The sequence below is a fragment of the Streptomyces sp. NPDC007346 genome, from assembly GCF_040703535.1.
Lineage (GTDB): Bacteria > Actinomycetota > Actinomycetes > Streptomycetales > Streptomycetaceae > Streptomyces.
Genome location: NZ_JBEYKR010000044.1, coordinates 31221 through 46189, shown reverse-complemented (window position 1 = coordinate 46189; position 14969 = coordinate 31221). Strand labels below are relative to the sequence as shown.

The window sequence follows — 14969 nt, the reverse complement described above, 5'->3', positions numbered from 1 at the left end:
CCCTCCCGGGGGGGGCCCCCCCGCCCCCGCCGCCGGGGCCCCCCCACCCTTCACGCGTGCGCCTACGCGTCAGGGGCCGGACCTGCCGCCGCCCCGCTGGTCCTGGTCGCCGCCGCCGGGGCCGCCGATCACGCCGGGCGGGAGCTGGATGCCGCCGGGCCGGTTGCGGCCGGGCTTGCTGTCCTCGCGGCCCTCGTCGCTGTCGCCGTCGCGGTCGCCGTCCTCCTTCTCCTTGTCCTTGTCCTCCTTGACCTTCGCCCGGGGGACGGAGACGGGGTTGAACTGAGGAGTCTCGGAGGCCTCGAGCGCGCCGGTCATGGCGATCCGCCAGATCGGGCCGGGGAGGCAGCCACCGCAGACCTTGTCGTAGTACTGGCCGCCGATGGTCACGTTGAACATCGAGCTCTTGTCGCCGATGTCGTCCCCGACCCACACCGCGGTGGAGAGGTTCGGCGTGTACCCGACGAACCACGCGTCCTTGCGGTCGTTCGTCGTACCGGTCTTGCCCGCGTTGTCCCGGTCGCTCAGACCGGCCTGCGTACCGGTGCCGTCCTCGACGACGCCCTTGAGCATCTGGTTAATGGTGTCCGCGGTCTTCTCGCTCATCGCCCGCGAGCACTTCGACTTCGGGACCTTGAGCTTCTTGCCGTTCGGGTCGGTGATCGACTCGATGGCGATGGGCGTGCAGTACGTGCCCCGGTTGGCGAACGCGGCGTACGCGCCGGCCATGGAGAGCGGGGTGCTCACCTCGCCACCGAGGGTGATCGAGGGGTACTCCCCGATCTTCTTGCCGTCACCGCGCTCGTAACCGAGCTTCTTCGCCATCTCCACGGTCTCGCAGAGGCCGGCCTTCTGCTCCAGCAGCGCGAAGTAGGTGTTGATGGACTTGCCGAGCGCGCTGGTCATGTCCCAGGAGCCCTTCTCGGACTCCAGCTCGTTCTGCAGGGGCCAGTCCGCGTAGCCCGCCGGGGAGCCGGTGCAGTTGCGGAAGTCCTGCTCCTTCATGGTCATCTTCCAGTCCGTCGAGAACGACGTCGCCGGGGTGATGCCCTTCTCCAGCGCCGCCGCCGCGGTGAACGGCTTGAACGTCGAGCCGACCTGGAAGCCGTACGTGCTGCCGCCCATCTTGTTGCTGACGGCGAGGTTGAGCACGGTCTCGTTCTGCGTCTGGTCCAGGCCGTACGGGCGGGACTGGCCCATCGAGAGGATCTTGCCGCTGCCCGGCTGCACCTGCACCACGGAGGCCGCGAACTTGTCGTCCTTGTTGACCTTCGCGGTCGCGGCCTGGTTGGCGGCCTGCTGGGCGCGCGGGTCGAGGGTGGTCCTGATGGTGAGCCCGCCGAGGTTCCAGAGCTTGGAGCGCTCCTCGTCGGTCTTGCCGAACGCCGGGTCGGTCAGGATCGTCTTGCGTACGTAGTCGCAGAAGAACCCGGACCCGCTGACGGCCGTGATGCAGCCGTTCTTCGGCTTGCTGACCTTCAGCTTGATCGGGGTCTCCATGGCCTTGTCGGCCTCGGCCTGCGTGATGGCCTTGGTGGCGGCCATCCGGGTGAGCACGGTGTTACGGCGCTTGGTGGCCTCTTCCGTGTCGTTGACCGGGTCGTAGCGGGTCGGCGACTGGACGATGCCGGCGAGCAGCGCGGCCTCCTCCACCTTCAGGTCCTTGGCGCGCTTGGAGAAGTACCGCTGGGACGCCGCCTCGACGCCGTACGCCTGCTGGCCGAAGAAGGTGATGTTGAGGTAGTTCTCCAGGATCTTCTTCTTGCCGAGCTCCTCCTCGACCTGGATCGCGTACTTCAGCTCGCGGACCTTGCGGCCGAGTGTCTGCTCGGTGGCCTGCGCGACCTTCTCCTGGTCGTCGCCCGCCTCCTCGACGAAGACGTTCTTCACGTACTGCTGGGTGAGGGTCGACGCGCCCTGCGCGGTCCCGCCCGACTGCACGTTGCGGTTCATCGCGCGCAGGATGCCCTTGAGGTCGACCGCCCCGTGCTCGTAGAAGCGGGAGTCCTCGATCGCGATGATCGCGTCCTGCATGTACGGGGAGATGTCCTTGAGCGGGACCACGGTGCGGTCGCGCGAGTAGACCGTCGCGATCGGTCCGCCGTCGCGGTCCAGGATCGTGGTCCGCTGGCTGAGCGGCGGCGTCTTGAGGTTGGAGGGGATCTCGTCGAACCCTTCGACCGTCCCCTTGGCGGCGAGCCCCAACGCTCCGGCTGCGGGCAGCGCGATGCCTGCCAGGACTGCTCCGGAGAGTGCGGCGACACCGAGGAACTTGGCGGCCTGCTGGGTCGTGGTGAGACCCCCGCCCGAGCGCTTCTTTGGCATGAGGGCAGCCTAATCCGTAGTGATGAGCGTTCTGTAGGAACGGGGGCCTCTCGGAGCGTTCGAGTACCAGACCGTGACATCCGGGCGCGGGGGCCGGTGCGGGCGCGGGTCTGCCGGGACCCGGCACGGGTCTGCGCGACGACTCGGCACGGGTCCGCTCGAGGACTCGGCGCTGGCCTGCTCGACGACTCGGCGCCAAGGACGGCACGGCAACGCGAGGCGCCCGCGTTCTCATTCGCCTCATTCGCCGGACAGGCGTACAGGCCTTGGCCTAAGCTGCTCTCAACTGTCACAGCAGTCCGGTTCCGTATCAACCCCCCTGCAACCTCATGCGCCTCTTCTGGACATTCTTCTCCCGGCCGACGCACAGGTGAATCGCACATCGTGGCGCTCCCGAAATCGCCCGTGTGTCACTGAACGTCCGTTGCCATTCGGGTGTACTGTCCCGTTTTCGCGGAGTTAGTCGCGCATGTCTTCCCCTCACTCCCCTGGGTGATCTGCCGCATACGCATAGTCCGTTCGGACCATTCAAGATTGGGCCCGAAGGGGGTGTTGTGCTGTCCCCACCTTCCGTAACGTCCTCAACTGGCAGCGGTGAATATGCCGCTACCGCCGTGGGGGAGCCTCGATTCGGGAGAGGACGGCGCCGGCATGGGCTGGGTAACCGACTGGAGTGCGCAGGCAGCCTGCCGCACTACCGATCCGGATGAACTGTTCGTACAAGGGGCAGCGCAGAACAGGGCCAAGGCGGTGTGCACCGGATGCCCGGTGCGGACCGAGTGCCTGGCCGACGCGTTGGACAATCGCGTCGAGTTCGGCGTGTGGGGCGGAATGACGGAGCGGGAGCGCCGCGCACTGCTGCGCCGCCGGCCCACCGTCACGTCCTGGCGCCGCCTGCTGGAGACCGCACGCAGTGAGTACGAGCGGTCCACCGGCATGCTGCCCGCGGTGATCGGGCTGGAGGACGACGAACTGCACGAGACGTACGCCGCCGTCGGGTAGGGCGCGGAAACGTTCGGGGCGCCCGGACAGGGCGCCGCGGGAGGTCTACGCCGCTCCGGCCGGAGCCGGGGCGGAACCGGACGCCAGGCGGTCGCCGATGGCCCGCAGGCCGTCCAGGTCGTGCACATCGCCGGGCAGCGCGGCCACCGCGGTCACCAGGACCTCGGGGTGCAGTTCGGTGAAGCGGTCGCGGGTGTGCTGTTCGCGCGCGACGACCTGCATGCGCTCGGCGTGCAGACGCAGCAGACCGGCCGTCAGTTCGTCGACGTCCACAGGGGATTCAGCAGCGACGGTGGTGTCGGAGCTGCCGCCCGTCGTGCCGCCCGTTGCGCTCTTCGCGTGCGGCTCGTGGTCGTGCTGGTGCGTGTCCTCGTGATCGTGATGGCGGTCGTCCACCTCGGGGGCGTCGTGTACCTCGGCGTTCTCGTGCGGGGTCTGCTCGTGCTGCTGGTGTTGCTGGGTGTCGGGCTCGGGCTCGGGCTGGTGCTCAGGCTCGGGGGAGAGCGGCGGCGCGGTGGCATCGGGGGCGGTGACCGCAGGGTCGGGGGCCTCCGGGTCACCAAGGCCAGCCTTCCCGGCCGTCTGATCCACAATGCGGGCGTCGTCAAGATTTTCTGCGGCGGCAAGCGCCTGCTCGGCGGAGAGCCGGGAGGCCTCGCTGCCGTGCGCCCGGTTGAGGACGAGACCGGCCAGCGGCATGTCCTCCGCCGCCAGCCGCTCCACGAAGTACGCCGCTTCGCGCAGCGCGTCCCGCTCCGGCGTCGCGACCACGAGGAAGGCCGTGCCGGGGGCCTGGAGCAGCTTGTACGTGGCATCCGCGCGGCTGCGGAAGCCGCCGAACATGGTGTCCATCGCGGCGACGAACGTCTGTACGTCCCGCAGGAACTGGCCGCCGAGCAGCTTGCCCAGCGTCCCGGTCATCATCGACATGCCGACATTGAGGAACTTCATCCCGGCCCGGCCGCCCACCTTCGCGGGCGCCATCAGCAGCCGGATGAACTTCCCGTCCAGGAACGAGCCGAGCCGCTTCGGCGCGTCCAGGAAGTCCAGCGCGGAGCGCGAGGGCGGGGTGTCGACGATGATCAGGTCCCACTCGTCGCGCGCCCGCAGCTGCCCGAGCTTCTCCATCGCCATGTACTCCTGCGTACCGGCGAACCCGGCCGACAGGGACTGGTAGAACGGGTTCTCCAGGATCGCGCGGGCCCTATCAGCGTCCGCGTGCGCCTCCACGGTCTCGTCGAAGGTCCGCTTCATGTCGAGCATCATGGCGTGCAGTTCGCCCTCGCCCGCGATGCCGCCGACCCGGCGCGGGACGTTGTCCAGCTGGTCGATGCCCATGGACTGCGCGAGCCGGCGGGCCGGGTCGATGGTGAGGACGACGACCTTCCGGCCGCGCTCGGCCGCCCGTACGCCCAGAGCGGCGGCCGTCGTGGTCTTGCCGACGCCGCCGGAGCCGCAGCACACGATGATCCGGATGGCCGGGTCGTCGAGCAGGGCGTCGGTGTCCAGCCCGCGAGGCTCCTCCGCGTCCTGATCCGCGCCCGGTCCCTCTGCGCCCGGTCCCTCTGCGTGCGGTCCCGGAGCCCCCGTCGTGGTCCCCGCCGTGGCCCGTGTCATGAATCCGCCCCTTCCCCTACGCCCTGCTTACGGAGCTCCGTGGCCAGGTCGTGCAGCGCGGCGAGGTCCACCCCGTCACCGACCAGCGGGAGCTCGGCGGTCGGCAGGCCGAGGCCGGCCAGTACGGCGCGCTGCTCGCGCTCCAGGCCGACGCGCTGGGCGTGTTCGGCGGCCTGCTCGATCAGGGGCCGTACGAGGGCGGCGGAGCCGGTCACTCCGGCGCGGGTCAGTGTCTTGGCGATCTCCTTGCGGCGGCCGGTCGCGGCGGTGCGCAGGGTCTCTTCGTCGACCAGGTGCGGGCGCACCATGTTCACGATGACGCGGCCCACGGGGAGGTCGGCGGCGCGCAGTTCGGCGATGCCGTCGGCGGTCTCCTGGACCGGCATCTCCTCCAGGAGGGTCACCAGGTGGACCGCGGTCTGCGGGGACTTCAGGACCCGCATCACGGCCTGGGCCTGGTTGTGTATCGGGCCGATCCTGGCCAGCCCCGCGACCTCGTCGTTGACGTTCAGGAAGCGCGTGATGCGGCCGGTGGGCGGGGCGTCCATGATCACGTAGTCGTAGACGAACCGGCCCTGCCTGTCCTTGCGGCGTACGGCCTCGCACGCCTTGCCGGTCAGCAGGACGTCCCGGACCCCGGGCGCGATGGTGGTGGCGAAGTCGATCGCGCCGAGCTTCTTGAGCGCCCGGCCCGCGCCACCGAGCTTGTAGAACATCTGGAGGTAGTCGAGGAGCGCCTGCTCGGCGTCGATCGCCAGCGCGTGCACCTCGCCGCCGCCCGGCGCCACGGCGATCTTCCGCTCCTCATAGGGGAGCGCGTCGGAATCGAAGAGCTGGGCGATGCCCTGTCTGCCCTCGACCTCGACGAGGAGGGTGCGCCTGCCCTCGGTCGCGAGGGCGAGCGCGAGGGCGGCGGCGACCGTGGTCTTACCGGTACCGCCCTTGCCGCTGACGACCTGGAACCTGCTCACGTATTCGAGCCTAACCAGTCCGGTCCCGGGCTACGCACGGGACCGTCGGTGGCAGGCGTTACAGTCAGGCCCATGACCAAGTGGGAATACGCGACCGTGCCCCTACTCGTGCACGCGACCAAGCAGATTCTGGACACCTGGGGCGAGGACGGCTGGGAGCTGGTCCAGGTCGTTCCCGGCCCGAACAACCCCGAACAGCTCGTGGCCTACCTGAAGCGGGAGAAGAGCTAGTGGCGGGCGCCGTGGAGTCCCGGCTCGCCGAGCTGGGCCTGACCCTGCCCCCCGTCGTGCCGCCGCTGGCCTCGTACCAGCCGGCCGTGCAGTCCGGGGTGTACGTGTACACCTCGGGCCAGCTCCCGATGGTGGACGGCAAGCTCGCCGTCACCGGCAAGGTCGGCGCCGAGGTGACGCCGGACGAGGCCAAGGAGCTCGCGAAGACCTGCGCGCTCAACGCCCTGGCCGCCGTGAAGTCGGTCGCCGGTGACCTGGACCGGATCAAGCGCGTGGTGAAGGTCGTGGGCTTCGTCGCCTCGGCGTCCGACTTCACCGGCCAGCCCGCCGTGGTCAACGGTGCGAGCGAGCTGCTGGGCGCGGTCCTGGGCGACAAGGGCGTGCACGCACGCAGCGCCGTGGGCGTGGTCGTGCTGCCGCTGGACGCCCCGGTCGAGGTCGAGGTCCAGGTGGAGCTCGTCGACGCCTGAGCCGGAGCCGCCCGGCCTTTTCCGATGTCCCTCCCGATCCCGTCCGGTCCTGCGACCGGGCGGGATCGTGTGCATGGGGGCAGGTGTGTGTACGGGGCGTGTCGGGACGCTGTGCCGATCACGAAGCCTCTCGAACATCGGCGCGGTTCCGGATAGCCTCCGGCCATGTCCCAAGGTCAGTGGTACCCCCCGGAATGGCCCGACCGGATCCGGGCGCTCGCAGCCGGTGAGCTGACGGCCGTGACGCCCCGGCGGGCCGCCACCGTGATGCTGCTCCGCGATCCGGGAGCGACGAGCGGCACGGGAGCGACGGCCGGTGCGAAGGGGCGGACCGGAACGGAAGGGCAGGCTGGCAGGGAAGGGCAGGCCGGCACGGAAGGGCGGACCGGCGCCGAGGAGCAGGGCGGTACGGGCGGTCCTGTCGTGCACATGTTGCGCCGGCGGACCTCCATGGCGTTCGCCGGAGGCGCGTACGCCTATCCGGGTGGCGGGGTCGATCCGCGCGACGACGACCGGCTGATCGGGTGGGCCGGGCCTCCACTGGAGCAGTGGGCCGACCGGCTCGGCGTGGCGACGGTCGCCGAGGCGCAGGCCATCGTCTGCGCGGCGGTGCGCGAGACGTTCGAGGAGGCGGGGGTCCTGCTCGCCGGTCCGACCGCCGGGACGGTGGTCGGCGACACGACCGGGGCGGACTGGGAGGCCGACCGGGAGGCGCTGGTCGCCCGCGATCTGTCCTTCGCGGAGTTCCTGGACCGGCGTGGGCTGCTGCTCCGCTCGGACCTGCTGGGCGCCTGGGCCCGCTGGATCACCCCGGAGTTCGAACCGAGGCGGTACGACACCTGGTTCTTCGTCGCCGCACTCCCCGAGGGGCAGCGCACCCGGGCCGTCTCCACGGAGGCGGACCGTACGGTGTGGATCGCCCCGGCGGAGGCGACCCGCCGCTACGACCTGGGCGAGCTGCTGATGATGCCGCCCACCGTGTCGACGCTGCGGGCCCTGACGCCCTTCAGGACGGCCGCCGAGGCGCTCGGGGCAGCGGACGGCCAGGACATGACTCCCGTACTCGCGCAGGCCCGTCTGGAGGGGGATGAGCTGGTGCTGAGCTGGCCGGGGCACGACGAGTTCACCAAGCACGTGGCCACGGCGGGCGAGAGCGGTGGTGCGGCGTGAGCGACGCAGCCGCCCTCCCGGGACAGCCGCGCGGGATCGTGGCCTCCGGGCCCGCGACCGCCCGTACGGTCAACGTCCTGGCGCCGAACCCGTCCGCGATGACGCTCGACGGCACGAACACCTGGATCGTCGCCGAGCCCGGCTCCGATCTCGCGGTCGTCATCGATCCGGGGCCGCTCGACGACGTACACCTGAGGGCCGTGATCGACGCGGTGGAGCGGTCCGGGCGTCGCGTGGCCCTTACTTTGCTCACGCACGGCCATCCCGATCACGCGGAGGGCGCGGGGCGGTTCGCCGAGCTGACGCGGACGAAGGTACGGGCCCTGGATCCGGCGCTGCGGCTCGGGGACGAGGGTCTCGGGGCGGGCGATGTGATCACCACCGGCGGCTTGGAGCTGCGCGTGGTCCCGACGCCGGGCCACACCGCCGACTCGCTCTCGTTCCATCTGCCCGCCGACCGGGCGGTGCTGACGGGCGACACGATCCTCGGCCGCGGGACGACGGTCGTCGCGCACCCGGACGGGCGGCTCGGCGACTACCTGGACTCGCTGCGGCGGCTGCGCTCGCTGACGGTCGACGACGGCGTGCACACGGTGCTGCCGGGCCACGGGCCGGTCCTGGAGGACGCGCAGGGGGCCGTGGAGTTCTACCTGGCCCACCGCGCGCACCGGCTGGCCCAGGTCGAGACGGCGGTGGAGGCGGGGCACCGGACGCCGTCGGACGTGGTGGCCCGGGTCTACGCCGACGTGGACCGCTCCCTGTGGCCGGCCGCCGAGCTGTCGGTACGGGCCCAGCTGGAGTACCTCACCGAGCACGGGCTCATCTGAAGGAGCCCGCGGGTACGGACAGTGGCCCGCGCGTACGGACAGTGGCCCGCGTGAACGTACAGAGAGACGCGTGAACGTATAGGGGGCCGCGTGAACGGAAGGGCCCCGTGCCGACCGGAGTACGTCAGGTCGGCACGGGGCCCTTCGCGTCAGCTCACATCACCAGGAGGGTCAGCGCGAACGCTTGGCGAGGCGCTCCACGTCCAGCAGGATGACCGCGCGGGCCTCCAGGCGCAGCCAGCCACGGCCGGCGAAGTCCGCGAGGGCCTTGTTGACCGTCTCGCGGGAGGCGCCGACCAGCTGGGCCAGCTCCTCCTGGGTGAGGTCGTGAACGACGTGGATGCCTTCCTCCGACTGGACGCCGAAGCGGCGCGACAGGTCCAGGAGGGCACGGGCGACACGGCCCGGCACATCGGAGAAGACCAGGTCGGACATCTGGTCGTTGGTCTTGCGCAGGCGCCGGGCGACCGCGCGCAGCAGCGCGGTGGCGACCTCGGGCCGGGCGTTGAGCCAGGGCTGCAGGTCGCCGTGGCCGAGGCCGAGGAGCTTGACCTCGGTCAGCGCGGAGGCGGTCGCCGTACGCGGGCCGGGGTCGAAGAGCGACAGCTCGCCGATCAGCTCGCCGGGGCCGAGCACGGCCAGCATGTTCTCGCGCCCGTCGGGCGAGGTGCGGTGGAGCTTCACCTTGCCCTCGGTGACCACGTACAGGCGGTCACCCTGGTCGCCCTCGTGGAAGAGCGCGTCGCCGCGCGCGAGGGTCACCTCACTCATCGAGGCGCGGAGCTCCGCGGCCTGCTCGTCATCGAGCGCCGCGAAAAGCGGGGCGCGCCGCAGAACGTCGTCCACGAGTTTCTCTCCTTGTCGGCCTGTTCAGGGAACCGTGGTCCCCATCATGCCGGACGGTAAAACAGTGCGATCAATCACAAACCAGTTTGACGCACGGGCGGGCCGGTCCCTACGGCAGGGGGCCGATCGGGGGTGGATACGCGGTGACCGGGGCGGTTGTCAGTGGCTGGCTCTAGGCTGGCCGGGTGTCCAGAATGCCGGGGAGTAGCACGGGCCGAGGGGGCTGATGGGGTGTCGGGGAAGCGTGATTCCGCTATGGGCGAACACTCTTCGCTTCGCCCCGAGAGTGCCGCAAATGGCTCCTTGGAAGGACCGGGGAAGCCGGTCCGGAAGTCGGCCAGGAGGTCCGCAGTGACATCGTCAGAGTCCGGAACGTCGCCCGAGACCTCGACCGCGAAGGCGCCCGGGACAGCGAAGGCGCCCGGGACGACCAAAGCGGCCAAGGCGCCCGGGACAGCGAAGGCGCCCAAGGCGCCCGGGACGCCGAAGATCCCCAAGGCCGAGTCGCACCTCGCGCTGGTCCGCCGGGCCCGCCGGATCAACCGGGAGCTCGCCGAGGTCTATCCGTATGCCCACCCCGAGCTGGACTTCCGCAACCCGTTCGAGCTGCTCGTCGCCACGGTCCTCTCCGCCCAGACCACCGACCTGAGGGTCAACCAGACCACTCCCGCGCTCTTCGCCGCCTACCCGACGCCCGAGGACATGGCGGCGGCCGTTCCGGAGGAGATGGAGGAGCTGATCCGGCCGACCGGCTTCTTCCGGGCCAAGACCAAGTCCCTCCTCGGCCTCTCCGCCGCCCTGAGGGACGACTTCAGCGGCGAGGTCCCCGGCCGCCTGGAGGACCTGGTCAAGCTGCCCGGTGTCGGCCGCAAGACCGCCAACGTCGTCCTGGGCAATGCCTTCGGGGTCCCCGGCATCACCGTGGACACGCACTTCGGCCGCCTGGTCCGGCGCTGGAAGTGGACGGACGAGGAGGACCCTGTGAAGGTCGAGGCGGTGATCGCCGACATCTTCCCCAGGAGCGAGTGGACGATGCTCTCGCACCGGGTGATCTTCCACGGCCGCCGGATCTGCCACGCCCGTAAGCCGGCCTGCGGCGCCTGCCCCATCGCCCCGCTCTGTCCTTCGTACGGTGAGGGGGAGACCGACCCGGAGAAGGCCAGGAAGCTGCTGAAGTACGAGATGGGCGGCTACCCGGGCCAGCGGCTCAGCCCGCCCCCCGACTTCCCGGGCAAGCCCGCTCCCGCCCTGGGAGCCGCATGAGGGAAGGCCGCACCGAGCACCCTCCCGAGAGACGACGGAATGGCGCGGAACGAAATGGCCGACGACAGGCGTTGTGAAACAACGGGAACAAGGGGGGCGCCGATGCCGCACATGCACACGCACACGCCTACGGACACGCACGCGGACAGCCGTCCGGACAGCCACACGACCGTCAGCCGCGCAGCCGAGCCGCGCGCAGCCGAGCCGCAGGCGTCCGACGTCCCTGCGTCCGACGTCCATACGTCCGGCACCCGGGCAGCCGGCGCCCGCTCAGCAGGCACCGGCGCCCACGCAGCAGCAACCAGCACCCATGCCCCAGCCGCTCCAGCTGCTCCTGCTGCTCCTGCCGCGATCGACGTGACCACCGCGGGCCTGCCCGCCTGGCTCGACCCCGTGGCCCAGGCCGCCCGCAGCGTCCGCCCGCAGCAGCTCAGCCGCTTCCTGCCGCCCGAGAGCGGAGCGGGCAGGCAGTCCGCCGTCCTGGTCCTCTTCGGTGAAGGCGCGCGCGGCCCCGAGCTGCTGCTGATGGAGCGCTCCGGCACCCTGCGCTCCCACGCCGGGCAGCCGTCCTTCCCCGGCGGCTCGCTCGACCCCGAGGACGGCGACCAGGCCACCACCGGACCGCTGCGGGCCGCGTTGCGCGAGGCCGAGGAGGAGACGGGCCTCGACCCCCGGGGTGTCCAGCTCTTCGGCGTGCTGCCCCGGCTGTACATCCCCGTCAGCAGCTTCGTCGTGACGCCCGTCCTCGGCTGGTGGCGTGCGCCCAGCCCGGTCGGGGTGGTCGATCCGGCCGAGACGGCCCGGGTCTTCACCGTTCCCGTGGCGGATCTCACGGACCCGGCCAACCGGGCCACGGCCGTCCACCCGAGCGGTCACAGCGGCCCGGCCTTCCTGGTCGAATCAGCTCTGGTCTGGGGATTCACCGCCGGAGTGATCGACCGGATTCTGCACTACGCGGGCTGGGAACGCCCGTGGGACCGGGCCAGACAGGTGCCGCTCGACTGGCGCGCATGACACGCTGGCTGTCCTGCTGCGCTGTACCGGGCCCGGCCCGGACCCCGTCACCCCCGACGGGCCAGGTGACGAAACTGCGAGGCTATTGACGGTGAACGTGCTGGACATCCTGCTGCTGCTCGCCGCCGTATGGTTCGCGGTCATCGGCTACCGACAGGGTTTCGTCGTCGGCGTCCTGTCGGTGATCGGCTTCCTCGGCGGCGGTCTCGTCGCCGTCTACCTGCTGCCGATCATCTGGGACCGGGTGACGGAGGGGGCGGAGGTCTCCACCGCGACGGCCATCGGCGCGGTCGTCGTCGTCATCGTCTGCGCCTCGATCGGCCAGGCCTTCACCACCCACCTGGGCAACAAGCTCCGCAGATACATCACGTGGTCGCCCGCCCGCGCGCTGGACGCGACCGGCGGCGCCCTGGTCAACGTGGTGGCCATGCTGCTGGTCGCCTGGCTGATCGCGCTGCCGCTGGCCCGCACCTCGCTGCCGACCCTCGGCAAGGAGGTCCGCAACTCCTCGGTGCTCCTCGGGATCTCCCGGGTGATGCCCCAGCAGGCGCCGCCCTGGTTCCGGGACTTCTCCTCCGTCCTCGCGCAGAACGGCTTCCCGCAGGTCTTCAGCCCCTTCGCCAACGAGCCGATCACCGAGGTCAAGCCCCCGGACCCGGCGCTGGTGGGCAGCCCGGTCGCCGCCCGCGCGAAGAAGTCGATCGTCAAGGTCGTGGGTACGGCCCCGAGCTGCGGCAAGGTCCTCGAAGGCACCGGCTTCGTCTTCTCCGACCGCCGGGTCATGACCAACGCCCACGTCGTCGGCGGCGTCGACGAGCCGACCGTCCAGATCGGCGGCGAAGGCCGGCTGTACGACGCCAAGGTGGTCCTCTACGACTGGCAGCGCGACATCGCGGTCCTGGACGTCCCCGACCTCAAGGCCACACCGCTGGAGTTCACCGGCACGGACGACGACGCGGCGAGCGGCGACAGCGCGATCGTCGCGGGCTTCCCGGAGAACGGCGCCTACGACGTGCGCTCGGCCCGGGTCCGCGCCCGTATCGACGCCAACGGCCCCGACATCTACCAGCGGGGCACCGTCCTCCGCGACGTCTACTCCCTCTACGCGACCGTGCGCCAGGGCAACTCGGGCGGCCCGCTGCTCACTCCGGACGGAAAGGTGTACGGAGTGGTGTTCGCCAAGTCGCTCGACGACCCGGACACCGGGTACGCGCTGACGGCCGACGAGATCCGCGAGGACATCGAGATCGGCCGCACGGCCGACCAGCAGGTCGACAGCCAGGGCTGCGCCCTCTGACGACCCCGCCCCGGTCCCGTAACGGGTCCCGCAACGGATGAAGACCCCCGCCGGTCAGCGCACGCGGACCGGCGGAGGTGGGTTGTCAGAAGAGATCAGCTACGGGGGTGGCGCAGCCGCGCCGAGACCCAGCGGGCCCGACGGCGGAGGATGCGCGGAATCCCGAGCCGGTGATGATGAAGGTCCTGCACATCGTGCACCCGGCCCAGGGGGCCGCCCCCCTCATGAGTGCTCGCACCTGCTGTCGCGGTGGAGCGGCGGTTGCGTGCTTCGCCAGTGAAGTCGTGCGTCCAGCCCATACCCCGACGTCTGCCCGTGACCCAAGGTCGGTAATCGTGCGCGAGTCAGCCAATTGGCTTATGCGGCAGGCAAGTGGCTGTTCCCCGGACGGCCGTGCCCCTGGTGGCCGCGCGGCTACCGGTCGGGCTCAGGATCCTTGAGCCAGTTGATGAGTTCGGTGGAGAAGGCGATCGGATCCTCCTCGTGGGGGAAGTGACCGACACCGTCGAAAAGTCGCCACCGGTAGGGCGCCTCGACGTACTCGCCGGACCCCGCCGAACTCCGGGTGCGGACCGCCGGATCGAGTGATCCGTGCAGGTGCAGAGTGGGCACCCGTACGGGGCGCTTCATCCGCCGGTTGAACTGGATCCCGTCCGGACGAGCCATCGAGCGGACCATCCAGCGGTACGGCTCGATCGAGCAGTGCGCCGTCGAGGGGATGCGCATGGCGGCCCGGTAGACGTCCAGGGTCTCCTCGTCGGGGAACTCCGGGGCCCGGGGCCCGGCCCACTCCTGGACCAGCCGCCCCACCAGGGCCGCGTCGTCCGCGACGAGCTGACGCTCCGGCAGCCAGGGGCGCTGGAAGCCCCAGATGTACGAGCCCGCCCGTGACTGCGCGAAGTCGGACAGCATCGAGGAGCGCCAGCGGCGCGGGTGGGGCATCGACGAGACGGCGAGCCGGCGCACCAGCTTGGGCCGCATCACGGCGGCCGTCCAGGCGAGGTAGCCGCCCAGGTCATGGCCGACCAGGGCCGCGTCCGGCTCGCCGAGGGAGCGGATCACCCCGGTGACGTCGAGCGCCAGGTTGGCGGGGTCGTAACCGCGCGGCGTCCGGTCGCTGCCGCCCACCCCGCGCAGGTCCATCGCGACGGCCCGGAAGCCCGCGTCCGCGAGCGCGGGCAACTGGTGGCGCCAGGTCCACCAGAACTGCGGGAACCCGTGCAGCAGGAGGACCAGCGGCCCCTCGCCCATCTCGGCGATGTGGAACCGTGCCCCGTTGGCCGCCACGTCGCGGTGGGTCCAGGGGCCGTCGAGCCGTACGGGGCCTCCGGCACCGGCCGGGCTCGCCGAGCCCGCCGGGCCGAATGCGCTGGAATCGGGAACCGTCATGTGGACGAGCGTGTCACAGAGGCGGCCTTCTCCTCACCGGGGAGGCTCTCGACACCCGTACCCGCCGCGAGGCTGGAGCCGGAGCGCTTGAGGATCGCGTCGGCCTCGACGGCCGGGCGCGGGTGCGGCTTCGCGTTCTGCAGGATGGCCGCACTCTGCTTGGCGGAGGCGATGGACTTCTCCGGCGGCTTGACCTTCTTGAACTTCAGCCAGCCGACGAGTCCGAGCAGTGCCGCCAGAAGGACGAATCCACCCGCCACGATCAGGAACGACCAGGCCAGGCCGAGGCCCAGGTTGTGAATGCCGTACGCGGCCGCGAAGCTCAGCATCGGCATCGTGAACAGGAGCAGCACGCCTGCCACGATGAACGCGACGCTGCCGATCACCCCGCGCTTGACGTCCTGGCGTACCTCCGCCTTCGCCAGGGCGATCTCGTCGTGCACCAGCGCGGACATCTCGGCCGTCGCCGAGGCGACCAGCTGCCCGATGCTGCGGTCCGCGCTGGCCACGTAGTTGCCGGGGTCGCTCATCCCTGACTCCCTCTCCG

The 14969-nt window shown here is 70.9% G+C and carries 15 protein-coding genes; 8 read left to right on the top strand and 7 right to left on the bottom strand.

Annotation, left to right across the window (positions count from 1 at the left end):
- Positions 1-69: 69 nt before the first annotated feature.
- Positions 70-2325: a transglycosylase domain-containing protein gene (locus AB0917_RS14405; protein ID WP_366819829.1), complete on the bottom strand. Its 2256-nt coding sequence runs from the start codon at positions 2323-2325 to the stop codon at positions 70-72.
- A 651-nt stretch (positions 2326-2976) separates the two neighbouring features.
- On the opposite strand from AB0917_RS14405, the gene AB0917_RS14400 reads away from it, so the two are divergent.
- On the top strand, positions 2977-3327 hold the full coding sequence (locus tag AB0917_RS14400; protein ID WP_176727463.1) for a WhiB family transcriptional regulator: 351 nt from the start codon (positions 2977-2979) through the stop codon (positions 3325-3327).
- Between the two features lie 45 nt (positions 3328-3372).
- Here the strand turns inward: AB0917_RS14400 and AB0917_RS14395 are convergent, their stop codons facing one another.
- A complete protein-coding gene (locus AB0917_RS14395) occupies positions 3373-4944 on the bottom strand; it encodes an ArsA family ATPase (RefSeq protein WP_366819828.1) in 1572 nt (523 codons plus the stop codon).
- Positions 4941-5915, bottom strand: coding sequence for an ArsA-related P-loop ATPase (locus AB0917_RS14390; RefSeq protein ID WP_366819827.1), 975 nt, complete (start codon positions 5913-5915; stop codon positions 4941-4943). The genes AB0917_RS14395 and AB0917_RS14390 overlap by 4 nt, the downstream gene beginning before the upstream one ends.
- A 72-nt stretch (positions 5916-5987) precedes the next feature.
- Here AB0917_RS14390 and AB0917_RS14385 point away from each other — a divergent pair, with 72 nt between their 5' ends.
- The 4 genes from AB0917_RS14385 to AB0917_RS14370 all read left to right on the top strand — a co-directional run bounded on the left by AB0917_RS14385 (position 5988) and on the right by AB0917_RS14370 (position 8613).
- On the top strand, positions 5988-6146 hold the full coding sequence (locus AB0917_RS14385; protein WP_017947820.1) for a DUF4177 domain-containing protein: 159 nt from the start codon (positions 5988-5990) through the stop codon (positions 6144-6146).
- Complete coding sequence (locus tag AB0917_RS14380; RefSeq protein WP_366819826.1) at positions 6146-6616, top strand: RidA family protein; 471 nt, start codon at positions 6146-6148, stop codon at positions 6614-6616. The genes AB0917_RS14385 and AB0917_RS14380 overlap by 1 nt, the downstream gene beginning before the upstream one ends.
- A gap of 165 nt (positions 6617-6781) precedes the next feature.
- The gene (locus AB0917_RS14375) at positions 6782-7786 is read left to right on the top strand and encodes an NUDIX hydrolase (protein ID WP_366819825.1); all 1005 of its coding nucleotides are present in this window, start codon (positions 6782-6784) and stop codon (positions 7784-7786) included.
- Positions 7783-8613 (top strand): MBL fold metallo-hydrolase, encoded by an 831-nt coding sequence (locus tag AB0917_RS14370; RefSeq protein WP_366819824.1) that lies wholly within the window; start codon positions 7783-7785, stop codon positions 8611-8613. The genes AB0917_RS14375 and AB0917_RS14370 overlap by 4 nt, the downstream gene beginning before the upstream one ends.
- Positions 8614-8784: 171 nt before the next feature.
- On the opposite strand, the gene AB0917_RS14365 is transcribed toward AB0917_RS14370, so the two are convergent.
- Positions 8785-9459, bottom strand: coding sequence for a Crp/Fnr family transcriptional regulator (locus tag AB0917_RS14365; RefSeq protein WP_003967450.1), 675 nt, complete (start codon positions 9457-9459; stop codon positions 8785-8787).
- Positions 9460-9948: 489 nt separating this feature from the next.
- Here AB0917_RS14365 and nth point away from each other — a divergent pair, with 489 nt between their 5' ends.
- The 3 genes from nth to AB0917_RS14350 all read left to right on the top strand — a co-directional run bounded on the left by nth (position 9949) and on the right by AB0917_RS14350 (position 13033).
- The gene (nth, locus tag AB0917_RS14360) at positions 9949-10722 is read left to right on the top strand and encodes an endonuclease III (protein ID WP_366819836.1); all 774 of its coding nucleotides are present in this window, start codon (positions 9949-9951) and stop codon (positions 10720-10722) included.
- Between the two features lie 351 nt (positions 10723-11073).
- Complete coding sequence (locus AB0917_RS14355) at positions 11074-11736, top strand: CoA pyrophosphatase (RefSeq protein ID WP_366819835.1); 663 nt, start codon at positions 11074-11076, stop codon at positions 11734-11736.
- 91 nt (positions 11737-11827) lie between these two features.
- Positions 11828-13033: a MarP family serine protease gene (locus AB0917_RS14350; protein ID WP_366819823.1), complete on the top strand. Its 1206-nt coding sequence runs from the start codon at positions 11828-11830 to the stop codon at positions 13031-13033.
- Between the two features lie 95 nt (positions 13034-13128).
- Here the strand turns inward: AB0917_RS14350 and AB0917_RS14345 are convergent, their stop codons facing one another.
- The 3 genes from AB0917_RS14345 to AB0917_RS14335 all read right to left on the bottom strand — a co-directional run bounded on the left by AB0917_RS14345 (position 13129) and on the right by AB0917_RS14335 (position 14952).
- Positions 13129-13332: a hypothetical protein gene (locus AB0917_RS14345; RefSeq protein WP_078907905.1), complete on the bottom strand. Its 204-nt coding sequence runs from the start codon at positions 13330-13332 to the stop codon at positions 13129-13131.
- Between the two features lie 115 nt (positions 13333-13447).
- Entirely contained in the window at positions 13448-14422 is a 975-nt protein-coding gene (locus AB0917_RS14340; RefSeq protein ID WP_366819822.1) for an alpha/beta hydrolase, read from the bottom strand.
- Positions 14419-14952, bottom strand: a complete 534-nt coding sequence (locus AB0917_RS14335; protein ID WP_366819821.1) for a phage holin family protein — start codon at positions 14950-14952, stop codon at positions 14419-14421. Before AB0917_RS14335 ends, AB0917_RS14340 begins: the two co-directional genes overlap by 4 nt.
- Positions 14953-14969: the final 17 nt, after the last annotated feature.